The 23,097-nt window shown below is 72.1% G+C and carries 23 protein-coding genes and 1 riboswitch; of the genes, 12 read left to right on the plus strand and 11 right to left on the minus strand.

The window, feature by feature from the left end; translation table 11 throughout:
• Positions 1–104: 104 nt before the first annotated feature.
• Positions 105–377, minus strand: coding sequence for a hypothetical protein (locus ACFVYI_RS07220; protein ID WP_387882146.1), 273 nt, complete (start codon positions 375–377; stop codon positions 105–107).
• A 288-nt stretch (positions 378–665) separates the two neighbouring features.
• On the opposite strand from ACFVYI_RS07220, the gene ACFVYI_RS07225 reads away from it, so the two are divergent.
• Complete coding sequence (locus tag ACFVYI_RS07225; protein ID WP_387882147.1) at positions 666–1,421, plus strand: S1 family peptidase; 756 nt, start codon at positions 666–668, stop codon at positions 1,419–1,421.
• On the opposite strand, the gene ACFVYI_RS07230 is transcribed toward ACFVYI_RS07225, so the two are convergent.
• The gene (locus ACFVYI_RS07230) at positions 1,418–1,840 is read right to left on the minus strand and encodes a DUF3291 domain-containing protein (protein ID WP_387882148.1); all 423 of its coding nucleotides are present in this window, start codon (positions 1,838–1,840) and stop codon (positions 1,418–1,420) included. The genes ACFVYI_RS07225 and ACFVYI_RS07230 overlap by 4 nt on opposite strands.
• Before the next feature lie 85 nt (positions 1,841–1,925).
• On the opposite strand from ACFVYI_RS07230, the gene ACFVYI_RS07235 reads away from it, so the two are divergent.
• Positions 1,926–2,546 (plus strand): MerR family transcriptional regulator, encoded by a 621-nt coding sequence (locus ACFVYI_RS07235; RefSeq protein WP_387882149.1) that lies wholly within the window; start codon positions 1,926–1,928, stop codon positions 2,544–2,546.
• 66 nt (positions 2,547–2,612) lie between these two features.
• Here the strand turns inward: ACFVYI_RS07235 and ACFVYI_RS07240 are convergent, their stop codons facing one another.
• The 4 genes from ACFVYI_RS07240 to gcvT form a co-directional block, all read right to left on the minus strand.
• Entirely contained in the window at positions 2,613–3,980 is a 1,368-nt protein-coding gene (locus ACFVYI_RS07240; protein WP_387882150.1) for an L-serine ammonia-lyase, read from the minus strand.
• 145 nt (positions 3,981–4,125) lie between these two features.
• Positions 4,126–5,394, minus strand: a complete 1,269-nt coding sequence (glyA, locus tag ACFVYI_RS07245; protein WP_387882151.1) for a serine hydroxymethyltransferase — start codon at positions 5,392–5,394, stop codon at positions 4,126–4,128.
• Between the two features lie 139 nt (positions 5,395–5,533).
• Positions 5,534–5,911: a glycine cleavage system protein GcvH gene (gene gcvH, locus ACFVYI_RS07250; RefSeq protein WP_387882152.1), complete on the minus strand. Its 378-nt coding sequence runs from the start codon at positions 5,909–5,911 to the stop codon at positions 5,534–5,536.
• An 89-nt stretch (positions 5,912–6,000) separates the two neighbouring features.
• The gene (gene gcvT, locus ACFVYI_RS07255) at positions 6,001–7,122 is read right to left on the minus strand and encodes a glycine cleavage system aminomethyltransferase GcvT (protein WP_387882153.1); all 1,122 of its coding nucleotides are present in this window, start codon (positions 7,120–7,122) and stop codon (positions 6,001–6,003) included.
• A gap of 229 nt (positions 7,123–7,351) precedes the next feature.
• Positions 7,352–7,458, minus strand: a riboswitch (glycine riboswitch).
• Positions 7,459–7,743: 285 nt separating this feature from the next.
• Here gcvT and ACFVYI_RS07260 point away from each other — a divergent pair.
• From ACFVYI_RS07260 to ACFVYI_RS07295, 8 genes are all read left to right on the plus strand, one after another.
• Complete coding sequence (locus tag ACFVYI_RS07260) at positions 7,744–8,538, plus strand: enhanced serine sensitivity protein SseB (protein WP_387882154.1); 795 nt, start codon at positions 7,744–7,746, stop codon at positions 8,536–8,538.
• Between the two features lie 147 nt (positions 8,539–8,685).
• A complete protein-coding gene (locus ACFVYI_RS07265; protein ID WP_360638299.1) occupies positions 8,686–9,627 on the plus strand; it encodes an enhanced serine sensitivity protein SseB C-terminal domain-containing protein in 942 nt (313 codons plus the stop codon).
• Positions 9,628–10,310: 683 nt separating this feature from the next.
• Positions 10,311–11,300: an ABC transporter permease gene (locus tag ACFVYI_RS07270; RefSeq protein WP_387882155.1), complete on the plus strand. Its 990-nt coding sequence runs from the start codon at positions 10,311–10,313 to the stop codon at positions 11,298–11,300.
• Between the two features lie 55 nt (positions 11,301–11,355).
• Entirely contained in the window at positions 11,356–13,122 is a 1,767-nt protein-coding gene (locus ACFVYI_RS07275) for an ABC transporter substrate-binding protein (RefSeq protein WP_387882156.1), read from the plus strand.
• 98 nt (positions 13,123–13,220) lie between these two features.
• The gene (locus ACFVYI_RS07280) at positions 13,221–14,231 is read left to right on the plus strand and encodes an ABC transporter permease (RefSeq protein ID WP_387882157.1); all 1,011 of its coding nucleotides are present in this window, start codon (positions 13,221–13,223) and stop codon (positions 14,229–14,231) included.
• Positions 14,228–15,295, plus strand: a complete 1,068-nt coding sequence (locus tag ACFVYI_RS07285; RefSeq protein ID WP_387882158.1) for an ABC transporter ATP-binding protein — start codon at positions 14,228–14,230, stop codon at positions 15,293–15,295. Before ACFVYI_RS07280 ends, ACFVYI_RS07285 begins: the two co-directional genes overlap by 4 nt.
• Before the next feature lie 34 nt (positions 15,296–15,329).
• Positions 15,330–16,415, plus strand: coding sequence for an ABC transporter ATP-binding protein (locus tag ACFVYI_RS07290; protein ID WP_387882159.1), 1,086 nt, complete (start codon positions 15,330–15,332; stop codon positions 16,413–16,415).
• 142 nt (positions 16,416–16,557) lie between these two features.
• Positions 16,558–17,217: a trimeric intracellular cation channel family protein gene (locus ACFVYI_RS07295; RefSeq protein ID WP_387882160.1), complete on the plus strand. Its 660-nt coding sequence runs from the start codon at positions 16,558–16,560 to the stop codon at positions 17,215–17,217.
• Here ACFVYI_RS07295 and ACFVYI_RS07300 read toward each other — a convergent pair.
• Positions 17,153–17,911: an IclR family transcriptional regulator gene (locus tag ACFVYI_RS07300; RefSeq protein WP_387882161.1), complete on the minus strand. Its 759-nt coding sequence runs from the start codon at positions 17,909–17,911 to the stop codon at positions 17,153–17,155. The genes ACFVYI_RS07295 and ACFVYI_RS07300 overlap by 65 nt on opposite strands.
• A gap of 271 nt (positions 17,912–18,182) precedes the next feature.
• Here ACFVYI_RS07300 and ACFVYI_RS07305 point away from each other — a divergent pair, with 271 nt between their 5' ends.
• Together ACFVYI_RS07305 and mnmA are read left to right on the plus strand one after the other, a co-directional pair.
• Positions 18,183–19,367: a cysteine desulfurase family protein gene (locus ACFVYI_RS07305; RefSeq protein ID WP_387882162.1), complete on the plus strand. Its 1,185-nt coding sequence runs from the start codon at positions 18,183–18,185 to the stop codon at positions 19,365–19,367.
• Between the two features lie 47 nt (positions 19,368–19,414).
• Entirely contained in the window at positions 19,415–20,551 is a 1,137-nt protein-coding gene (gene mnmA / locus ACFVYI_RS07310; RefSeq protein ID WP_387882163.1) for a tRNA 2-thiouridine(34) synthase MnmA, read from the plus strand.
• Positions 20,552–20,607: 56 nt separating this feature from the next.
• Here the strand turns inward: mnmA and ACFVYI_RS07315 are convergent, their stop codons facing one another.
• The 4 genes from ACFVYI_RS07315 to ACFVYI_RS07330 all read right to left on the minus strand — a co-directional run bounded on the left by ACFVYI_RS07315 (position 20,608) and on the right by ACFVYI_RS07330 (position 22,896).
• Positions 20,608–21,786 carry a methyltransferase domain-containing protein gene (locus ACFVYI_RS07315; protein WP_387882164.1) on the minus strand — a complete coding sequence of 393 codons (1,179 nt, stop codon included), beginning with the start codon at positions 21,784–21,786 and terminating at the stop codon, positions 20,608–20,610.
• The gene (locus tag ACFVYI_RS07320) at positions 21,783–21,932 is read right to left on the minus strand and encodes a hypothetical protein (protein ID WP_387882165.1); all 150 of its coding nucleotides are present in this window, start codon (positions 21,930–21,932) and stop codon (positions 21,783–21,785) included. Before ACFVYI_RS07320 ends, ACFVYI_RS07315 begins: the two co-directional genes overlap by 4 nt.
• 341 nt (positions 21,933–22,273) lie before the next feature.
• Positions 22,274–22,408: a hypothetical protein gene (locus ACFVYI_RS07325; RefSeq protein ID WP_387882166.1), complete on the minus strand. Its 135-nt coding sequence runs from the start codon at positions 22,406–22,408 to the stop codon at positions 22,274–22,276.
• Positions 22,405–22,896 (minus strand): ATP-binding protein, encoded by a 492-nt coding sequence (locus ACFVYI_RS07330; RefSeq protein WP_387882167.1) that lies wholly within the window; start codon positions 22,894–22,896, stop codon positions 22,405–22,407. Before ACFVYI_RS07330 ends, ACFVYI_RS07325 begins: the two co-directional genes overlap by 4 nt.
• Positions 22,897–23,097: the final 201 nt, after the last annotated feature.

The raw sequence follows: 23,097 nt of genomic DNA on the forward strand, positions 1-23,097 counted from the left end.
TTCCAGCGTCCCGTACTCCCCGGTAGGGCTGGTGGCCGGGACGGCTCCCGCGGTGCAGTGGTGACCCGCCCTTCGACCGAGGGGCCGCCCGGACCGACCGAGCCTCAGCGGAGAAGAGCAGCCACGTGCCCGTCCAGCGAATCCTGATCAACTGCGCCCTGCTCGTACTCGGTCCGGCCGCTCTCCTGGGGCTGCTCCGGCAGCTGGGCCTGCGTCTGACCGGCGCCGACGACCGCCAACCGGCGGCCGAGCGCCCGGGGCGGGCCGGCGGCCGTGGTCGCGCCGCCCGGACCTGCACCGACCGGGCCAGGCCCGTGGAGCTGCGCGGCCCGGTCGGGGAAGGCCGCCCCGGCGGCGCCTGCCGAGGGAGCGTCCACGGCCGGGGCCGTACCGTGCCCCGCCGTCGCTGCCACCGCGCCGGGCCGGGCCCCGCCGTGGGGCACTGACGGGCCGAGCGCTGTGCCCGGCCGTGGGCGTCAACACGTCGACGCCCACGGCCGCGATCGGGGACGGGGCCGCCCGCACCAAGGGTTTCGCCCGCCCACCCGCCCCGTACCGCCCGGCCCGCTGCCCCGGCGGTACGGCGCCCGCCCCGATCATCGGGGGACCGGGGTGCCGGGGCTCCCGACGAAGAGATCCGACCGAGAGAGATTGCGAGCATCCGCATGCGCAAGCCCAACCGACGTTCGCTGACCGTCCTGCTGGCCGCCGCCGCTCTGGTGGGGGTCGCCGCCACCCCGGCCGCCGCCGTCCACGGCGGCAGCGACACCACCACCGCGGCCAACCCCTTCGTCGTGGCGCTGGAGACGGCCGGTGGCGAGCAGTGGTGCACGGGCGCCCTGATCGCGCCCACCAAGGTGCTCACCGCCGGCCACTGCGTCGCCGAGGCCGACGACCCCACCACGCTGCGGGTGATCGCCGGCCGGACCGACCTGACCGGCTCGGCCGGGCAGGTGCGGCGGGTGAAGAGCGTCGAGGTCGACCCCCGGTACACCGCCGGCCTGGACCACGACGCGGCCGTCGTCACCCTGGACCGGCCGCTGAACCGGCGGACCGTCCGGGTCGCGACGGAGCGGGACGAGAAGCTGTACCGGTACGGCCGCACGGCGACCGTGTACGGCTTCGGCCGCACGGGCGACGGCGGCCCGGGGACGCACCTCAGGAAGGCCGTGCTCACGCTCGCGCCGCCGGCCGGCTGCGCGCCCTTCGCCGGGCCCGGCGACTCCCCGCGGCTGAAGGTCTGCGGGCGCCCCGCGCCCGGGACGACCGACAGCATCTGCAAGGGCGACTCCGGCGGGCCGCTCGTCGTCGACGGAGTGGTGATCGGCGTCGTCTCGACCGGCAACAAGTACTGCGACGACCAGCACCCGGTCTCGGTCTTCACCCGGGCCACCGACGTGCCGCGGGAGATCCTCGGCTAGGAGCCGGCCGGCCCCGCGGCCTGTTGCTTGGCCTGCTGCTCGGCCAGCCGGCGGTGGGCCTCGGGCCAGGGGACGGGAAGGGCCTCGACCGGGGCCTGCCAGAAGGTGAAGACGGACTCCCGCATGGTGGAGCGCAGGCCGGTCATGACCGAGCGGTGGGGCTCGGAGCGGGCGAACTGCTGCAGGGCGTCCTGGCTCTCCCAGGCCGACAGGGTGTAGAAGGTCCGCTTCGTCGGCCGGGCGATCAGCGAGGCGCCGAGGGCGCCGGGCGCGGTCCGGAGCTGCCGCCAGACGACGAGCGACTTCAGGAAGAAGCGCGGGACGTCGGCGAGCGAGCGGAGCTCGAACCGGGAGGCCATCACGACGGCCTGCGTGCCCGGGGCGGCCGGATGCGGGGTGATCCAGGGGAGCGTGGGCATGGCTGATCCGCCTTCGCTATTGGGTAGTGTCACTATCTATGTTAGACAGTGAAGGTATCCAATGGCTAGGGGAAAGCGGAGTGCCGTGCGCATCTCGGAGTTGAGCCGTCGCAGCGAGGTCCCGATCGCGACGATCAAGTACTACCTGCGGGAGGGCCTGCTGCCGCCCGGCCGCTCCACCTCCGCGACCCAGGCCGAGTACGACGAGACCCATCTGCGGCGGCTCCGGCTGGTCCGGGCGCTGATCGCGGTCCGGGGGCTCAGCGTGAGCGCCACCAAGGAGGTACTGGGCGCGATCGGCGCGCACGGCGGCGAGCAGCACCAGGTGCTCGGGCTGGCGGTCGGCGCCCGGCCGACGGACGACGACGCGGCCGAACCGGCCCCCGCCCCCGGCGCGGCGGAGGTCGACGCGCTGATCGGCGAACTGGGCTGGGAGGTCTCGCCGCACGCACCCGCCCGGGCCGTGCTGGGGGAGACGCTGGAGACCCTCCGCTCGCTCGGCGAGCCGATCGACCGGCGCACCCTGCTCCCGTACGCCGAACTCGCCGAGCGCACCGCCGTCCTCGACCTCGACCGGATCGCCGACACCGAGGACCCACTGGAACAGGCCGAACGCGCCCTGCTCCTGACCGTCCTCCTGGAGCCCGCCCTGCTCGCCCTGCGCCGCCTGGCCCAGGAGAACGAGTCCGCCCGCCGCAACGGCTGAGGGCGGCAGCACTCCGCCGCCCGGCCCCGGGTGGGGCTCAGGCGGCGGATGGCGGGGGTGGCGCGGTCAGCACTCGATGACGTTGACGGCGAGGCCGCCGCGGCTGGTCTCCTTGTACTTGATCTTCATGTCGGCGCCGGTCTCCTTCATGGTCTTGATCGCCTTGTCGAGGGAGACGTGGTGGCGGCCGTCGCCGCGCAGGGCCATCCGGGCGGCCGTGACGGCCTTGACCGAGGCCATGCCGTTGCGCTCGATGCAGGGGATCTGGACCAGGCCGCCGACCGGGTCGCAGGTGAGGCCGAGGTTGTGCTCGATGCCGATCTCGGCGGCGTTCTCGACCTGCTCGGGGGAGCCGCCGAGGACCTCGGCGAGGCCGCCGGCCGCCATCGAGCAGGCGGAGCCGACCTCGCCCTGGCAGCCGACCTCGGCGCCGGAGATGGAGGCGTTCTCCTTGAAGAGCATGCCGATCGCGCCGGCGGCGAGCAGGAAGCGGACGATGCCGTCCTCGTCCGCGCCGGGGATGAAGTTCAGGTAGTAGTGCAGGACGGCGGGGATGATCCCGGCCGCGCCGTTGGTGGGGGCGGTGACGACGCGCTGGCCGGAGGCGTTCTCCTCGTTGACGGCCATCGCGTAGAGGGTCACCCACTCCATGGCGTTGGCCGGGCCGATGCCCTCGGCGCGCAGCGCACGGGCGCCCGAGGCGGCGCGGCGGCGGACCTTGAGACCGCCGGGGAGGATGCCCTCGCGGGACATCCCGGCCCGGACGCACTCCTGCATGACGCGCCAGATCTCCAGCAGGCCGGCCCGGATCTCCTCCTCGGTCCGCCAGGCCTTCTCGTTCTCCAGCATCAGGCCGGAGATGGACAGGCCGGTCTCGCGGCTGAGGCGGAGCAGTTCGTCGCCGGTGCGGAAGGGGTACTTCAGCACGGTGTCGTCGGGCTTCACGCGGTCCGCGCCGAGTGCGTCCTCGTCGACGACGAAGCCGCCGCCGACCGAGTAGTACGTCTTCTCCAGCAGCGTGCTGCCGTCGGCGGCGAAGGCCCAGAGGGTCATGCCGTTGGCGTGGTAGGGCAGCGAGCGGCGGCGGTGCAGGATCAGCTGGTTGCCCGGGTCGAAGTCGATCGGGTGGGTGCCGAGCAGGCGGATCCGCTTCTCGGCGGTGATCCGCTCGACGTCCCGGTCGGCCTGGTCGACGTCGACCGTGCGGGGCGAGTGGCCCTCCAGGCCCAGCAGGACGGCCTTCGGGGTGCCGTGGCCGTGGCCGGTGGCGCCCAGCGAGCCGAAGAGCTCGGCGCGGACGCCCGCCACCCCGGTCAGCAGGTCCTCGGACTTCAGGCGGCGGGCGAACATCCGGGCGGCGCGCATCGGGCCGACGGTGTGGGAACTCGACGGGCCGATGCCGATGGAGAAGAGGTCGAAGACGCTGATGGCCACGGAGGACGTCCTTGTCTGGTCTCGTGGAAGGACTTGCAGGCGGGGTGCTGACACGGAACGGGGCACCGCGCGCACTGTCCAGTGTGCGCGGTGCCCCGGAATCCCAGGTGACCAGGCAGGGTGAGGCCGGTCACCTACAGCCGAATCACAGGTTCGGGTAGAGCGGGTACTTCTCGGCGAGGGCGGTGACCCGGGCCTTCAGCGCGGCGGCGACGGTCTCGTCGAAGGCGGGCTTGAGCGCCTCGGCGATGATGTCGGCGACCTCGCGGAAGTCCTCGGCCTGGAAGCCGCGGGTGGCCAGGGCAGGGGTGCCGATCCGCAGGCCGGAGGTGACCATCGGCGGCCGCGGGTCGTTCGGGATGGCGTTGCGGTTGACCGTGATGCCGACCTCGTGCAGACGGTCCTCGGCCTGCTGGCCGTCGAGCTGGCTGTTGCGCAGGTCGACCAGGACCAGGTGCACGTCGGTGCCGCCGGACAGCACCGAGGCGCCGGCCTCGGCCACGTCGGCCTGGAGCAGGCGCTCGGCGAGGATCCGGGCGCCGTCCAGGGTGCGCTGCTGGCGCTCCTTGAACTCCTCGGTGGCGGCGACCTTGAAGGCGACGGCCTTGCCGGCGATCACGTGCTCCAGCGGGCCGCCCTGCTGGCCGGGGAAGACCGCGGAGTTGATCTTCTTCGCCCACTCGGCCTTGGAGAGGATGACGCCGCCGCGCGGGCCGCCCAGGGTCTTGTGGGTGGTGGTGGTGACCACGTCCGCGTACGGCACCGGGTTGGGGTGCAGGCCCGCGGCGACCAGGCCGGCGAAGTGCGCCATGTCGACCATCAGCAGGGCGCCGACCTCGTCGGCGATCCGGCGGAACGCGGCGAAGTCCAGCTGGCGCGGGTAGGCGGACCAGCCGGCGATGATCAGCTTCGGCTGGTGCTCCTTGGCGAGGCGCTCGACCTCGGCCATGTCGACCTGACCGGTCTTGTCGTCCACGTGGTACGCGGCCACGTTGTAGAGCTTGCCGGAGAAGTTGATCTTCATGCCGTGGGTCAGGTGACCGCCGTGGGCCAGGCTCAGGCCCAGGATGGTGTCGCCCGGCTGGATCAGCGCGAACATCGCGGCGGCGTTGGCCTGCGCGCCGGAGTGCGGCTGGACGTTGGCGTGCTCGGCGCCGAACAGGGCCTTGATCCGGTCGATCGCGATCTGCTCGACCACGTCGACGTGCTCGCAGCCGCCGTAGTAGCGGCGGCCGGGGTAACCCTCGGCGTACTTGTTGGTCAGCACCGAACCCTGGGCCTCCATGACCGCCACCGGGGCGAAGTTCTCGGAGGCGATCATTTCCAGGGTGGTCTGCTGGCGGTGCAGCTCGGCGTCGACCGCGGCGGCGATCTCCGGGTCGAGCGAGTGCAGGGACTGGTTGAGAACCGTCATGGTGTGGTCTTCCCGGGAGGAGAGAAGGAGGTGCCGCGCGTGGCGCGCCCTCGGAAAGGGTGGCGGTGGGCGACGGGAGGGCGGTGGAGGCCCGGTGGCCGGGGTGGCCGCCGCGCTGCGGCCACCCCGAACGGCTGACTCAGGCCGGGTTGGTGAGGGCGTCGTAGTCGGCAGCGCTCAGCAGCTCGTCGGTGGCCTCGACGCGCACCTTGAACAGCCAGCCACCCTCGAAGGGGGCGCTGTTGACCAGCGAGTTGTCGTCCAGGACGTCCTGGTTGACCTCGGTGACCTCACCGGTGACCGGCGAGTACAGGTCGCTGACCGACTTGGTGGACTCGAGCTCGCCACAGGTCTCACCCGCGGTCACGGTGTCGCCCACCTCGGGCAGCTGCACGTAGACGATGTCACCGAGGGCGTCGGCCGCGTGGGCGGTGATCCCGATCGTGGAGACACCGTCCTCGGCGGCGGTCAGCCACTCGTGCTCCTTGGTGTACTGCAGGTGCTGGGGGTTGCTCATGACGTCATTCTCCAGGATGGGAAGCGGGTACGACGAAGCGGGCCGCCGGACGGACGGCTTCGACGTGGATCTTCGGGAAGAGCGGGGCCTCAGCGGGCGCGCTTGTAGAACGGCAGCGCCACGACCTGCACCGGCTCGTGCTTGCCGCGCACGTCCACCGCGACGGTGGTGCCCGGGGCGGCGTGCGCCGCGTCCACGTAGGCGATGGCGATCGGCTTGCCCAGGGTGGGGGAGGGCGCGCCGGAGGTGATCCGGCCGATCGGCTCGCCGTCGGTGGTCACCACGGTGTACTCGGCGCGCGGGACGCGCTTGCCCTCGGAGACCAGGCCGACCAGCACCCGCGGCGGGTTGGCCTCGGCCGCGGCGGCGGCCTGCTCCAGGGCCCGGCGGCCGACGAACGCGCCCTCGTTGGTGGTCTTGTCGAAGCGGACCACCCGGCCGAGACCGGCGTCGAACGGCGTCAGCTCGGTGGAGAGCTCGTGCCCGTAGAGCGGCATGCCGGCCTCCAGGCGCAGCGTGTCGCGGCAGGACAGGCCGCACGGCACGAGCCCGCGCCCGGTGCCGGCCTCGGTCAGCGCGGTCCAGACGTGCGCGGCGTCGCCCGGGTTGCAGAAGATCTCGAAGCCGTCCTCGCCGGTGTAACCGGTGCGGGCGAGCAGCACGTCGCGGCCGGCCACCTGGGCCGGGAGGATCGCGTAGTACTTCAGGCCGGGCAGGTCGGCCTCGGTGGTGTCGGCCAGGATCGCGGTGGACTCCGGGCCCTGGACGGCGATCAGCGAGTAGGTGTCGCGGTCGTCGGAGACGACGGCGTTGTAGCCCTTGGCGCGGGCGATCAGCTCGTCCAGCACCAGCTGGGCGTTGGAGGCGTTGGCGACGACCAGGAAGGCGTCCTCGCGCAGGCGGTAGACGATCAGGTCGTCCAGGATGCCGCCGTTCTCGGCGCAGATCATGGTGTAGCGGGCGCGCAGCTCGCCGAGCGCGGAGACGAAGCCGACCAGCGCGTGGTCCAGCATCTCGCCGGCCTGCGGGCCGGTCACGGTGATCTCACCCATGTGGGAGAGGTCGAAGAGACCCGCCTTGGTGCGGACGGCGAGGTGCTCCTCGCGCTCGCTGCCGTAGCGCAGCGGCATGTCCCAGCCGGCGAAGTCGGTCATGGTCGCGCCGAGGGCGCGGTGCAGCGCGTCGAGCGCGGTGAGGCGGAGGGACGACATGGCCTGGAACTCCTCGGTCTGGGCACTCAGGTGTGCGCACGCCGGACCGGTCCCGCTCGGGGACCGAGCCTGCGCGCGGGCATGCGGCGGCTGGGTCTCCCCATCTGTCGTCGTACCTGAGAGCTTCACCGCACGCGGGCCCGCAGCGCTTTACAGCTAACAGGACAGCATGGCGGCTTGCACCGTGGGTGGGCGCGCGACAGGGCCGTGCGCCGCTTTCCAGATGTGCCTAGCCCGTGCGGTAGGGGGGCCTGAGAGATTCCGGGGAGGACTTGCTCCTTCGGCGCCGGCTGTACCGCCTCTCGGGGGCACTCCGGACTCTCCCGCACGGGTTCGAGCGGCCGGTATGGAGTTAGGGGCCTCGGCGGGAATACGCGGAGACGCGGACATCATGGCACGTCCCGGCGGAAGACGGGAGAGGGGCCCCGGGCCAGGCCTTCGACCGCCGTCCCCCGTCCGTCCCGGCCGGCTTCCCCGGTCCGTCCCGGCTGCCCTCCCCCGTCCGTCCCGACCGCCGTCCTCCGTCCGTCCCGACCGCCCGGCAGCGGCGCGCCCCGCGGCCCCGGGGGCGGGCCCGCTAGGCTGCTCGGCGTCGGCGAGCAGAGGACGGTACAGCGGCGCATGGGGTACCCGGTGGAGCAGCAGCAGGGGTGGAGCGGCCCGGAGGCGGCGCCGCCGGGCGGCGGATGGCCGGCGAACGAGCTGGAGCAGGTGCTCACCGCCGCGCTCGGCGATCCGGGCGCGACCCCCCGGGTGTTCGAGGTACTGGCCCGCAGCCAGGTGTGGATCCCGCTGCCGGCCGGGGGCGACCCGCAGGGCCAGGCGCTGGACCTGCCGACCATCGAGCTGGCCGGCGACCCCTACGTTCCGGTCTTCTCCTCGCAGGAGGTGTTCCTGCAGCAGGTGCCCGGCACGGCGTTCGCGATCGCGCCGGTCTGGGAGTTCGCCCGCGGGCTGCCGCTGGGCGTGGGCATCGCGGTGAACCCGGACGCGCCGGTGGGCATCCCGGTGCCGCCGCAGGGTGTCGCCGAGCTGCGGCGCGGGCCGCGCGAGGACCGCTGGGACGCCCCGCAGGCGCCGACCGGCGGCCGGGTGGCGCTGCGCGAGCCGGTGCCGGGCGAGGACCCGGAGGCCTTCCTGGCCGCCTGCCGGTACGAACTGTCGGCCCTGCCCGGCGTACTGACCGCCAGGCGGGCGCTGGCCAGCGTCGAGGGCGAGCCGACGGTGATGTTCGTCGGCGTCCAGCTCGACCCGGCGGGCCCGGCCGAGCCGGCCGCGGTGAACGAGGCACTGGGCCGCGCGCTGGGAACCGCGCCGCTGCCCGGCGGCGTCCACCTCGTACTGCTCGACCTCGCGGACGATCCCGTGGTCGAGTGGTTGCTCAACCGGGTCCAGCCGTTCTACACACGGATGTGACGCGTTCCTCCTCGCCCGGCACCGGGTCGGAGGGCCCAGGCAGGCACGTCGGCGTGGCGATGGTCGGCGGCGCCCCATAGGGTGCCTGCAGATGACCGCCGGGCCGGCGGGCAGGTGAGAGAAGAAGAGGCGCAGCGAGGTGGGCGCATGAGTGCGGGAGCGGTAGCGGGCGGTGCACCGGGGCCCTGGGGCCAGGCACCCGCCGGGCGCCCCGGCGCGGATCCGAGAGCGCTGGAGCACGCCCTGCGCGAGGTCGCGCCGGAACGCTGGGAGGCGTACGAGGCGCTGCTGCACGCCCTGGCCGCGGGGCAGGTCTGGATGCTGCTCTGGCACGGTACGCCGGGCAGTGCGGACGCCCAGTACGGGAACATGGAGATCAGCGGCCACGGCTACGCGCCGGCCGTCACCTCGCCCGAGCAGCTGGCGGCGTCCGGCTGGGCGCGGGCGCACGAGGTGATCTCGGGGCGCGAGATCGCCGCCTCGCTCTATCGCACCCGCTGGGGCCTCTGGCTGAATCCGCACGCCCCCGGCGGCGGCGTCGGGGTGCCCTGGGCGGACCTGCGGCGGATCGCGGCCGGTCTGGACCGGCTGCCGGCCGGGCCGCTGAAGCTGAGCGAACCGCAGCTGCCGGCCCAGCAGTTCTTCGCGCTGCTGGAGCGGCAGGCGGTCGAGGTGCGGGCGGTCAAGGCGTTGCGCCGGGCCTGGGTGCAGCCCTCCGTGGGCGAGCCGTACCTGGCGATCGGTCTTGAGCTGTACGAGAGTTCGCCGCCCACGGTGGAGGCCGTCCGGGCGCTGATGCAGCGCGCGATCGCGGTCGCCCCGGAGGGGTTGGCCGTCTCCACGGTGGCCATGGGGGACGAGTACGACCCGGTGGCGCTCTGGATGCGGGCCAACGCGCGGCCGTTCTACGACCGCGAGGCGGGCGGCCACGGCCGTTCGCAGGCGGCGCCGTACCCGCCGGTCCCGCCGCCGCCCTACGCCTCCCAGACGGGGCCGGCGTACGGCTACGGGACCCAGCCGCCCGGCCCGGGGTGGCCGGGGCAGCAGCCGCCGCCGCAGCAGCCGTGGCCCGGCTACCCCGGGCGCTGACGCCGCCGGGGCGCCGAAGCGGCGGACGGTTCGGACGTCTGCCGCGATCGCGGGCAGGTCGGGCGTGCGCCGTAAGCCCGGGCAGGTCGGGCGTGCGGCGCGATCGCGGGCAGTTCGGTTGCCGGCGTCACAATCACGGCAACTCGGATGTTCGTGTGACGACTACGGGCACTTCGGACGCCTGTCGCAATCACCGGCGCTTCGGGTGTTTGTGGTGCAGTAGCGGGTAGTTCGGGTGCATGCACCCAAAGCCCTCCACCAGGACCGACTTGACGATCAGTCAAGTCGGTCCTGGTGTTTTCCGGACGGATTCCCGGTTGATTCGGTGCAGCCTCTTGACATGCATGTAACAGCTGTGTGAAGAGGGATATGCCGAAGATCAGGGGGTGCATGCCAACAGATCACAGTTGGGCATCTCTCGGTTGTCAGGGCTGGCGTAAGCCAGTTCGGATGGCAGAGAGTTCTGCGCAACGCACCGCGCGTACTCGGAGCCCCACGAGGGTGAACGCGCAGGCGGACCGCTTGAGCCTCGTGATGCCCATCCCGCGCGGCCGCAGTACCCGAGCACGTCGCACCGCTGAACACTCGCACCCGTACTTCCGCACGTCCGCACCAGCCGTACCGCCGAACCGGCGACCGGCACCCGTGGGCCGGCCACCGTCGGCGAGGGGACCGAACTGACCATGACCGCACCCATCAAGACCGCCGGGGACACACCGGAGGCAGCCGCCCCCGCGAGCCCGGCCAAGAAGATCGAGGGCCGCTCGCTCGGCCAGATCGCCTGGACCCGCTTCAAGCGGGACAAGGCCGCCGTCGCCGGCGGCGTCGTGGTGATCCTGCTCATCCTGCTCGCCGTGCTGGCCAAGCCGATCGAGTCGGTGTTCGGCCTGGATCCCGACGCGCTCAACCAGGACCTCCTGGACGCCAACCTCGGCGGCCTGCCGCTCGGGGACTGGGGCGGCATGAGTGCCGACCACCCGCTCGGCGTGGACCCGCTGCAGGGCCGTGACCTGCTCTCCCGCGTCATCGAGGGCTCCTGGGTCTCGCTGCTCGTCGCCTTCGGGGCGACCCTGCTCTCCAACACCCTCGGCACCGTGCTCGGCGTGATGGCCGGCTACTACGGCGGCTGGGTGGACGCCCTGATCAGCCGGGTGATGGACGTCTTCCTGGCCTTCCCGCTGCTGCTCTTCGCCATCGCGATCTCCGCCTCGCTCCAGGGCGGCGCGTTCGGCCTGCACGGCCTCCCGCTGCACATCGGCGTGCTGATCTTCGTGATCGGCTTCTTCAACTGGCCCTACATGGGCCGGATCGTGCGCGGCCAGACCCTCTCGCTGCGCGAGCGCGAGTTCGTCTACGCCGCCCGCAGCCTGGGCGCCCGGGGGCCGTTCATCCTGTTCAAGGAACTGCTGCCCAACCTGGTCGGTCCGATCCTGGTCTACTCGACCCTGCTGATCCCGACCAACATCCTCTTCGAGGCGGGCCTCAGCTTCCTCGGCGTCGGCATCCAGGCCCCGCAGGCCTCCTGGGGCGGGATGCTCAACGACGCGATCAAGTACTACCAGGTGGATCCCCAGTACATGGTGGTCCCCGGTATGGCGATCTTCCTCACGGTGCTCGCCTTCAACCTGCTCGGCGACGGGCTGCGTGACGCCCTCGATCCCAAGAGCAACTGACATTCCGTCAGGACCCTCCGATCCGCCATCACTTCCTCAAGGGGTTGATCTCACCATGCGTAGGTCCCGTACCGTCGCGCTGACCGCAGCGGCCGCTGCCGCGGTCCTGGTCGTCACCGGGTGTTCCTCCGGTTCCAAGAGCGGGGACAGCTCGGCCTCCTCCGCCGCGCCCGGCGGCGGCGCCGACGCGGCCACCAAGGGCATCGTCAACGCCTCGGACAAGAAGGGCGGGACGGTCACCTACGAGATGAAGGGCACGCCGGACTCGCTGGACCCGGGCAACACGTACTACGCGTACATCTACAACTTCTCGCGCCTGTACGGGCGTCCGCTGACCACCTTCGCGCCGGGCCCCGGCGACGAGGGCAACAAGCTGGTCCCGGACCTCGCCGAGTCCATGGGCCAGCCCAGTGCGGACGGCCTGACCTGGACGTACAAGCTGCGGGCGGGCCTCAAGTACGAGGACGGCAGCGCGATCACGTCCAAGGACGTGAAGTACGCGGTGGAGCGCTCCAACTTCGCCCCGGACGTGTTCTCCAACGGTCCGACGTACTTCAAGGACCTGCTGGTCGACAACCCGACCCCGTACGAGGGCCCGTACAAGGACACCTCCGGCGACCTGAAGTCCATCGAGACGCCGGACGACCTGACCGTGGTCTTCCACCTGAAGCACGCCTTCGCGGACTTCGACTACCTGGTCTCCGCCCCGCAGACCGTGCCGGTCCCGAAGGACAAGGACAAGGGCGCCGACTACGTCAAGCACCCGCTCGCCTCGGGCTCGTACAAGTTCGAGTCCTACGAGGACGGCAAGCAGCTCACCCTGGTGCCGAACACCAACTGGGACAAGGCGAGCGACCCGATCCGCAAGCAGCTCGCGGACAAGATCCTGCTCAAGATGAACATCGAGCAGTCCACCATCGACAAGGACCTGCTGGCCGGCAACGCCCAGGTGGACCTCGTCGGCGGCGGCGTCGACCCGCAGACCCAGGCGCAGATCCTGCAGAACCCGAAGCTCAAGGCGAAGACCGACAACGCGTACGGCGGCCGCCTGGTCTACACCGCGATCGACACCCACGTCGCGCCGTTCGACAACATCGAGTGCCGCAAGGCCGTCCAGTACGCGATCGACAAGGTCTCGGTGCAGACCGCGGTCGGCGGCCCGATCCGCGGCCAGATCGCCAACTCGGTCCTCCCGGCCGACATCCCCGGTCACCAGGACATCAACCTGTACGAGACCAAGGACAACAAGGGCGACGAGGCCAAGGCCAAGGAAGCCCTCAAGGCCTGCGGCAAGGAGGGCGGCTTCTCGACCGTCCTGAGCGCCCGGACCGAGCGCGCCACCGAGATCGCCGCCGCGACCTCGATCCAGGCCGCGCTGAAGAAGGTCGGCATCAACGCCGAGATCCAGCAGTTCCCGCAGGGCAAGTACCTCTCCGACAACGTCGGCGTGCCGGCGAAGAACAAGGAGAAGAACATCGGCCTGATGATGATGCAGTGGGGCGCCGACTGGCCGACCGGCTACGGCTTCCTGCAGCAGATCGTCGACGGCCGCGCCATCAAGGAGGCGGGTAACAGCAACCTGGCCTCGCTGAACGACCCGGCGATCAACAAGCTGATCGACGACGCCGCGGTCAACACCGACAAGGCGGCCCGCGAGAAGATCTACGCGGAGATCGACAAGAAGGTCATGGAGCAGGCGGTCTACGTCCCGCTGACCTACTTCAAGGTGTTCCTGTACCGCTCGGACACCGCCACCAACGTCGTCTCCACCTCGGCCTTCTCGGGTGAGTACGACTACCTGAACATCGGTACGACCAAGTAAGAGCCTGGCTCCGCATCCCTGAAGGCAGGTGAAGGCAGCGGCGCCCGCCGCCGTCCGGAAGATCCCGGACGGCGGCGGGCCGCCGGAGCCGACCAACTGTGTTTGCCTACATCCTCCGCAGGACGCTCGCGGCCGTGGTGCTGCTGCTCGTGGTCAGCGCGGTCACCTTCGCGATCTTCTTCCTGCTGCCGCGCCTGGCCGGCGAGACGACCGATCAGCTGGCCACGCAGTACATCGGGAAGAACCCGTCCCCCGAGGCGGTCGCGGCGGTCAAGAAGAACCTCGGCTTCGACCAGCCGATCTACGTCCAGTACGGGCGCTTCCTGAAGGCGCTGGTCACCGGTGCCGAGTACAAGTTCGGCCCGGACGCGGCCACCTGCCACGTGCCCTGCTTCGGCTACTCCTTCAAGAACCACCTGGAGGTCTGGCCCGAGCTGACCAAGCGCATCCCGATCACGCTGTCACTGGCCATCGGTGCCGCCGTGCTCTGGCTGGTCTCCGGCGTCACCACCGGTGTCATCTCCGCGCTCAAGCCGAAGTCGATCTTCGACCGGCTCTCGATGGGCGTCGCCCTGGCCGGCGTCTCGCTGCCGGTCTTCTTCACCGGTGCGCTGCTGCTCACGCTCTTCAGCTACGAGTGGCCGATCCTGGACAACCTCCAGTACGTCAACTTCACCGACGACCCGCTGATGTGGGCCCGCAACCTGATCCTCCCGTGGATCTCGCTGGCCTTCCTCTACTCCGCGCTCTACGCCCGGCTCACCCGCGCCGGGATGCTGGAGACGATGAGCGAGGACTACATCCGCACCGCCCGGGCCAAGGGCCTGGTCGAGCGCAAGGTGGTCGTGAAGCACGGGCTGCGCTCCGCGCTCACCCCGGTCGTCACCATCTTCGGCATGGACCTCGGCCTGCTGCTCGGCGGTGCGCTGATCACCGAACAGGTGTTCTCGCTCCAGGGCGTCGGCGCCTTCGCGGTCTCGGCGATCGCCGACAACGACCTGCCGAAGATCCTCGGCGTCACGCTGCTCGCCGCCTTCTTCATCGTCCTCTGCAACCTCGTGGTTGACCTCCTGTACGCCGCTGTCGACCCCCGAGTGAGGCTGTCGTGACCGAGCTCCAGAAGACCCCGGCGCCGGTGGCCTCCGCGACCGGGGACCCGTTCCTCTCGGTGCGGGACCTGCGGATCCACTTCGACACCGACGACGGCCTGGTCCGCTCGGTCGACGGGGTCAGCTTCGACCTGCACAAGGGGAAGACCCTCGGGATCGTCGGCGAGTCCGGCTCCGGGAAGTCCGTCACCTCGCTCGGCATCATGGGCCTGCACCGCTCCAAGCGGGCCCGGATCAGCGGCGAGATCCACCTGGACGGCGAGGAGCTGATCGCGGCCGGCCCCGAGCGGGTCCGCGAGCTGCGCGGCCGCCAGATGGCGATGATCTTCCAGGACCCGCTCACCGCGATGCACCCCTACTACAGCGTCGGGGCGCAGATCGTCGAGGCCTACCGGGTGCACCACCCGCGGGCCAGCAAGAAGCAGGCCCGCGCCCGCGCGGTCGAGATGCTCGACCGGGTCGGCATCCCGCAGCCCGACCGCCGGGTGGACGACTACCCGCACCAGTTCTCGGGCGGCATGCGCCAGCGCGCGATGATCGCGATGGCCCTGGTCAACGACCCCTCGCTGCTGATCGCCGACGAGCCCACCACCGCGCTGGACGTCACCGTCCAGGCGCAGATCCTGGACCTCATCCGCGACCTCCAGCAGGAGTTCGGCTCGGCCGTCATCGTCATCACCCACGACCTCGGGGTGGTCGCCGAACTCGCCGACGACATCCTGGTCATGTACGGCGGCAAGTGCATCGAGCGCGGCCCCGCCGACACCCTCTTCGACGCGCCCCAACACCCCTACACCTGGGGTCTGCTGGGCTCGATGCCGCGTCTCGACCGCGAGCTCCAGGAGCGGCTCGTCCCGGTGAAGGGCACCCCGCCCAGCCTGATCAACGTGCCGTCCGGCTGCGCCTTCCACCCGCGCTGCCCGTACGCGGAGCTGACCGGCGGGCGCTCGGTCGACGAGACCCCCGTCCTGGTCGAGGCGGCGCCCGGGCACCACGCGGCCTGCCACCTCGCCGCCGCCGACCGGCACCGCATCTTCACCGAAGAGATCGCGCCCCGGCTGTGAGCCCGGTTTCGTACCACCATTCTGGAGAGAACCGATGACGGACACTCAGGCGGCGGCCCCCGAGCCCATGAAGAAGGTGCCCGCACCCGCGCCCGCCCCCGACCGCGAGCCGCTGCTCCGGGTGACCGGTCTCACCCGGCACTTCCCGATCAAGGGCGGTCTGCTGCGCCGCAACACCGGGGCGGTGCGGGCCGTCGACGGCATCGACTTCACGGTCAACGCGGGGGAGACCCTGGGCGTCGTCGGTGAGTCCGGCTGCGGCAAGTCGACGATGGGCCGACTGGTCACCCGCCTCGACGAACCCACCGCCGGGAAGATCGAGTTCGAGGGCACCGACATCACCCACCTCGGCGCGGGCGCGATGCGGCCGCTCCGCCGCGACATCCAGATGATCTTCCAGGACCCGTACTCCTCGCTGAACCCGCGGCACACCGTCGGCACCATCGTCGGCGCGCCGTTCCGGCTGCAGAAGGTGCAGACCGAGGGCGGGGTCAAGAAGGCCGTCCAGGAGCTGCTGGAGCTGTGCGGGCTCAGCCCCGAGCACTACAACCGCTACCCGCACGAGTTCTCCGGCGGCCAGCGCCAGCGCATCGGCATCGCCCGGGCCCTCGCGCTGCGGCCCAAGATGGTCGTCGCCGACGAGCCGGTCTCCGCGCTCGACGTCTCCATCCAGGCGCAGGTGGTCAACCTGCTGGACGACCTCCAGCGCGAGCTCGGCCTGACCTACCTGATCATCGCGCACGACCTCTCGGTGGTCCGGCACGTCTCGGACCGGGTCGCGGTGATGTACCTCGGCAAGGTCGTCGAGATCGCCGACCGGGACTCGCTCTACGCCGCCCCGATGCACCCGTACACCACCGCGCTGATGTCCGCGGTGCCGGTGCCCGACCCGCGCCGCCGGCAGCAGGGCGGGCGCGAGCGGATCCTGCTCAAGGGCGACGTGCCCTCCCCGATCAACCCGCCGTCCGGCTGCCGGTTCCGCACCCGCTGCTGGAAGGCGCAGGACGTCTGCGCGGCCCAGGAGCCGCCGCTCGTCGCGCTGAAGTCCGGCCACCAGGTGGCCTGCCACTTCCCGGAGAACAGCCCCGCCGGTGGCGACAAGGTGCTCGCCACCGCATGACGACCGGGGGGCGCCGGCCACTGCCTTCGGGCTGCGGCCGGCGCCCCTTCGCGTGGCGGTGGACTGTTGCGCGGCGTGTCGGCGGATGTCGTGCGCGTGACATTCGACGGGGTGCGGTGCCCGGTGGGTCCATAGTTGTCCGGTGACATCGCAGATCTTCCCCTCCCACGTGCAGCAGAGTCTGGACCTGGTCGGCATCTTCGTCTTCGCCCTCTCCGGAGGGCTGCTGGCCGTGCGCAAGAACATGGACATCTTCGGGATCTGTGTGCTGGCGGAGGTGACCGCGCTGGGTGGCGGGGTCATGCGGGACCTCGTCATCGGAGCCACCCCGGTGGCGGCCTTCTCCAACCTCGGGTACTTCAGCACGCCGCTGGTGGCCGGCCTGGTGGTGTTCTTCCTGCACCCCGAGGTCGAGCGGATCAACCGCGCGGTGCAGACCCTGGACGCGCTCGGCCTCGGGCTGTTCTGCGTCACCGGGACGGCCAAGGCGCACGACTACGGCCTCGGCGCGGTGGCCGCGATGGCGCTCGGCATGGTGACGGCGGCCGGCGGCGGCGTGATGCGCGACATGCTCGCCGGGGAGATCCCCTCGCTGCTGCGCTGGGACCGGGAGATCTACGCCGTCCCGGCCCTGGTCGGCTCCGCGCTGGTGGTGGTGCTGATCGGCCTCGACCGGCTGACCGCGCTCACCGGGACGGCGGCCGCGCTGACCGCCTTCGTGCTGCGGATGCTCGCCCTCAAGTACGGCTGGCGCGCGCCGCGGGCCTGGCACCGCAACGGTTCTCGCACCAGCGAGGAGTAGGCGAGCCCCCGTACGCCAGCGAGATCGCCTCGGCGGTGCAGAGCAGCTCGGGCAGCAGCCGGACCAGCTCGACCGGCGGCACCCGGTCGATCGGGGCGCTGACCGCGCAGGCCGCGATCGGCCGCCCGGCGCTGCCGGCCACCGGGGCGGCCACGCAGGCCACCGCCTCCCGGTGCTCGGCCGACTCGGCCGCCCAGCCCTGGCGGCGGACGGCGGCCAGCTCGGCGGGCAGCTCCTCCTCGCCGACGCCGTCCTCGGGCAGGCCGGCCAGCAGCACCCGGCCGATCGCGGTGCCGGCCGCCGGGGCGCGCCGCCCGATCCGGGTCGGCCGGGCGGCGTCGTTCCCCGGCCAGCGGCCGGCCAGCTCGTCCAGGTAGAGGACCTCGCCGTCCTGCAGGACGGCGAGCTGGACGGTCAGCCCGCAGCGCCGGTTGAGGGCGGCCAGGTAGGGCGCGGCGATCTGGCGGACGTCGATCTCCTCCAGCGCCCGGTGGGCGAGCGAGAGGACACGGCCGCCGAGCCGGTAGCGCCGGTCCGACTGGCGGTGGACGAAGCCGTGCTCCTCCAGCGTGCGCAGCAGGCGCAGCGCGGTGGACTTGTGCACGCCGATGCTGGTCGCGGCCTGGTCGAGGGTGACCGGGCCGTCGCCGAGGGAGCCGAGGAGGGTGAGGGCACGGTCGACCGACTGCGACATTGCGCCCCCAGTCGTGGTCCGGTCCGGCCGATTGCAGTGGCCGACAGGCTAACCGTTCGCCACCGCGCCGGACCAACGAGCCCCCGGTTGTCCGGGCTTGGGGGTCGCCCGGCGGGCGGCGCGCGGCCGGTGGGTGGCGGGCGCGCTGCCGTCCGGTGGCAGGCAGGTGGCGGACGGTTGGCCGGATCGGGGCGTTTGCGGACGCTGCGCGGTGCCCGGATCGCTCCGGTGGCCCGAGCGCCGTGCGGTGGCCCTCTACAATCGGATGGTTATGCCATACCTGGACCATGCGGCGACCACGCCGATGCTGCCCGAGGCGATCGCCGCGATGAGCGCGCACCTGGGGGTCGTCGGCAACGCCTCCTCCCTGCACGCGTCGGGCCGCCGGGCCCGCCGCGTGGTCGAGGAGTCCCGCGAGTCGCTGGCCGAGTCGCTGGGTGCCCGCCCCAGCGAGATCGTCCTCACCGGCGGCGGCACCGAGTCCGACAACCTGGCCGTCAAGGGCCTGTACTGGGCCCGACGGGGGGCCGACCCGGCCCGGACGAGGGTGCTGTGCAGCCCGGTCGAGCACCACGCGGTGCTGGACGCGGTGCACTGGCTCTCCGAGCACGAGGGCGCCCAGGTCGACTACCTGCCGGTGGACGGCTACGGCCGGGTCCACCCGGCGGCGCTGCGCGAGGCGATCGAACGCGACCCCGCCTCCGTCGCGCTGGTCACCGTGATGTGGGCCAACAACGAGGTCGGCACCGTCCAGCCGGTCACCGAACTCGCCGCGGTGGCAGCTGAGTTCGGTATCCCGATGCATGCCGACGCGGTCCAGGCGCTCGGTCAGGTACCGGTCTCCTTCGCGGAGTCCGGGCTCACCGCGCTCACCGTCACCGGCCACAAGGTCGGCGGCCCGTACGGCATCGGCGCACTGCTGCTGTCGCGCGGCGCCACGCCCGTGCCGCTGTTGCACGGCGGCGGCCAGGAGCGCGACGTCCGCTCCGGCACGCTGGACGCACCGGCCACCGCGGGCTTCGCGGCCGCCGCGGCGCTCGCGGTCGAGCGGCGGGACGAGCACGCGGCCGTGCTCGGCGCGCTGCGGGACGAACTGGTCGCCTCGGTGCTGGCCGGCGTCCCGGACGCGGTGCTCAACGGCGACCCGACGGCGCAGGGGCGGCTGCCCGCCAACGCGCACTTCTCCTTCCCCGGCTGCGAGGGCGACGCGCTGCTGATGCTGCTCGACGCCCAGGGCATCGAGTGCTCGACCGGCTCGGCCTGCTCGGCGGGGGTGCCGCAGCCCAGCCACGTCCTGCTGGCGATGGGCGTCGACCCGCTGCTGGCCCGCGCCTCGCTGCGGTTCTCGCTCGGCCACACCTCCACCAGGGAGGACGTCACCGCGCTCGCCGGGGCCATCGCACCGGTGGTCCAGCGCGCCCGCAACGCGGGACTGGCGGCGGCCGCGAGGCGCTGAATATCCCGGTCGTGAGTCAGCCGTGACCACGTACTCTTGTTGGCATCATGACTGACTTCCCCGGTGCCCCGACCGCCCCGTCCACTGGCCGCCTGCGCGTGCTCGCGGCGATGTCCGGCGGGGTGGACTCCGCCGTCGCCGCCGCCCGTGCCGCCGAAGCGGGCCACGAGGTGACGGGCGTGCACCTGGCGCTCTCGGCCAATCCGCAGTCCTTCCGCACCGGCGCCCGCGGCTGCTGCACCATCGAGGACTCCCGCGACGCCCGCCGGGCGGCCGACGTGATCGGCATCCCGTTCTACGTCTGGGACCTCGCCGAGCGGTTCCGCGAGGACGTCATCGACGACTTCGTCGCCGAGTACGCGGCCGGCCGCACGCCCAACCCCTGCCTGCGCTGCAACGAGAAGATCAAGTTCGCGGCGCTGCTGGACAAGGCGATCGCGCTCGGCTTCGACGCCGTCTGCACCGGCCACTACGCCCGGATCATCGACCTGCCCTCCGGTGAGCGCCAGCTGCACCGCGCCGTCGACGCCGCCAAGGACCAGTCCTACGTGCTCGGCGTGCTCGACGCCGACCAGCTCGCCCACTCGCTCTTCCCGCTCGGCGACACCACCAAGGACGTCATCCGCGAGGAGGCCGAGCGCCGCGGCCTGGCCGTCGCCAAGAAGCCGGACAGCCACGACATCTGCTTCATCGCGGACGGCGACACCCAGGGCTTCCTGGCCAAGCACCTCGGCACCGCCACCGGCGACATCGTCGACGCGGACGGCACCAAGCTCGGCGAGCACGACGGCGCCTACGGCTTCACCATCGGCCAGCGCAAGGGTCTGCGGATCGGCCGCCCGGCCGCCGACGGCAAGCCGCGCTACGTCCTCGACATCTCCCCGGTGAACAACACGGTCACCGTCGGCCCGGTCGAGGGCCTGGACGTGACGGCCCTGACCGCGATCCGCCCGCGCTGGTGCGGCACCGAGGCGCTCGCCGACGGCCGCTACACCGCCCAGCTCCGCGCCCACGGCGAGGAGGTCCCGGTGGCCGCCTCGGTCGTCGACGGCGAACTGCGCGTCGCCCTGGACACCGCGGTGCGCGGCATCGCCCCCGGCCAGGCCGTGGTGCTGTACGACGGCACCCGCGTCGTCGGCTCCGCCACCATCGCGACGACGGAGCGCCGGGCGGTCACCGCGTAGTCCTACGGTTTTCGGGGCCCGGCCGTCCGCGCCGGACGGCCGGGCCCCGGTGCGTGTCACGCGTGCCGCGGAACGGGACGGTCCGGGGAGTCCAACCAGACGCGCTGCCCGTCCGGGGCGACGGTCAGGCCGAACCGCTCGTACCCGGGGCGGCCCTGGTCGGCCCACCACCGGTAGGTGGCGGCCACCTCGTCCCACAGCCTGCGGGGGCCGGACTGGTACACCTCGTACTCCGTGCGGTCCCGCTCGTAGTCGGCGGAGGCCCACGACAGGGTGTCCCGGCTGTAGAGCCACAGCGTGTACGCGCCGTCCTCGTAGCGCTCCGCCCGCCAGAACGCACCGGGCACACCGGACCCGACGAGGAACTGCTCGAACCACCCGCCCGTGTCCGGAGGGGCGAGGGCGGTCGTGCTCCTCACCCCGTCGGCCGGCCACTCCTGCCCGTGCAGGTAGTCCTCGAAGGGCGGCCGGTCCGTGCGCTGCTGGCGCAGCCGCATGAACGCCGAACTCCGGGTGAACCTGCCGCTCGCGCCGGTCCCGTCGTCGTTCACGGTCAGCCGGACGATCTGCTCGCCGCCGTACTCGGTGCCGAACGGGGCGACGACGATCCCGCCGGGGGCCGTCTGCTCCAGCCACGCCGGAGGGATCTCCAGCAGGGAGCAGGTGGCGATGACCCGGTCGTACGGAGCACCGTCCGCCCACCCCGCCCGCCCGTCGCCCTCGACCACGGTCGGTCCGAGTCCGGCCCGCGCCAGGTTCTCCCGGGCGCCGCGAGCAACGTCCGGGTCGTACTCGACGGTCACCACGTGGGGATCGCCCAGGCGGTGAGCCAGCAGGCCGGCGTTCCACCCGGTGCCGGCGCCGATCTCCAACACCCGGTCGCCCGGTCGCACGTCCAGGTCCTGGAGCATCGAGAACACCATGGTCGGCATGGAGTTGGACGAAGTCGGCGTCGTGCCGAGCCCGTCCCCCTCGTGGCTCCCGTCGTCCCACTGCGTGGTCAGCGGGATGTCCGAGTACACCGCCCGCCGCCACGCCTCGGGGTCCTGCGACCGGTACACCACCGGATTCTGTTCGGTGCCGTCCGCGATGCCCGGCCAGATGCGGTCCGGGACGAACAGCTCGCGGGGCACCGCCTTGAAGGAGGGGAGCCAGTCGGAGGAGAGCGCGCCGCCGGCCACCAGCGCGGAGGCGAGCCCCAGGGGGCCCGCCTCCTTGTGCGTCTCGCCGGTCACTTGCTGCCGCCGCCCGCCGGGGCCGAACCGTCCGAGGTGTTCCCGCCCTCGTCCCAACCGCCGCCGCCGTGCCCGGCGCCCTTGTTGCTGTCGTCCTGCTGGCCGCCGCCCTTGCCGTCGCCGGTTCCGCCGCCGCGCTTGCCCATGTCCGTACCTCCGTGCTGGTCGGGCCGGCGGGCGATTGCCGCCCGCCGGGGTGTCGCCTGGCCGCCTCTCGCATCCTCCAGGAGGTATGCGGGGCGGCAGCTCCGTGTGGGCGCGTGACCGCCCGCGCGGATGCCTCCGCTGTCACCGGGGATTGCCTCGTCCGGGCAGCGGGAGCCGGTGGGGTTACCGCTCGTTGCCCGCTTGACCTGCTCGGTTGACGGTCCGGCGGCCGGGGCGAAGGGGGCGGGTGTTGGGGGGCATGGCGGTGCTCCTCTCGATCGGTGGCGCGGTGGTGTCCTGCTCGTGTCGCCGCCGGCCCGGCGGCGACACGAGCAGGAGGTCAGCGGGTCAGTACGAGCGCGGCGGCGACGAGGTGGAACAGGGCCGCCGCTGATACGGCGCAGGCGGTCCAGACCCGGAGGGGTTCGAGGGCTTCGAGATCGTCGGAGTGTCGCCTCGTGGACAGGTCGGTCACCGAGCGACATCGGCATGGACGACCTTGCCGAACGGCTCGACCGTGACTCCCCACCGGCCGCCGGTGAGCTGATGGACGAGCGCGAGCCCACGGTGGCACTCGTCGTCGTCGGAGGCGGGGAGGAGGACGGGCAGGCATCGCGAGCCGTCCCGCACCGAGATCCGCACGGTCGCGTCGGTGACGAGTGTGACGCTGACCGTCATTCGCCGATGACATCCGGTCTTCGTTGCGTTGGTCACCAGCTCGCTGGTGACCAACGCAGCAGTGTCGATCAGGTGGAGCAGACCCCACTCCGTCAGCACCTCGCGGACCAGCCGCCGAGCCCGGCCCACCGATTCGGGCTGGTAGGGCAGGTACAAGGCCGCCGACTCGGTCAGCTCGCCGATGGTCGGCTCGGCGATGGCAGTCACCGGAGGGCGGAGCAGTTGCTTGCGTCCGCAGCCCGTGTGAGCCGACAACGTGGTGGGTCGAGGCAAGGTCACCCCCACGGGTGGTTTGGTGGATCTCTCGCTGTTGGTCGATGCGCTGGCGAGGTACTCCTAGTTCACCGTTCCGGGAGGGCCCGTGGGTCGATCGGGACCGGACGTTCCACCGGACGTTTGGCGCATGCGGGGCGTTACTCGGTGGGAGGGTGTCCTGGTCGTACGTTTGCTGAGGGGGGTCTGTGTCAGTGCTGCCATTAGCCGATC

This window comes from Kitasatospora sp. NPDC058218 (genome assembly GCF_042882445.1).
Classification (GTDB): domain Bacteria; phylum Actinomycetota; class Actinomycetes; order Streptomycetales; family Streptomycetaceae; genus Kitasatospora.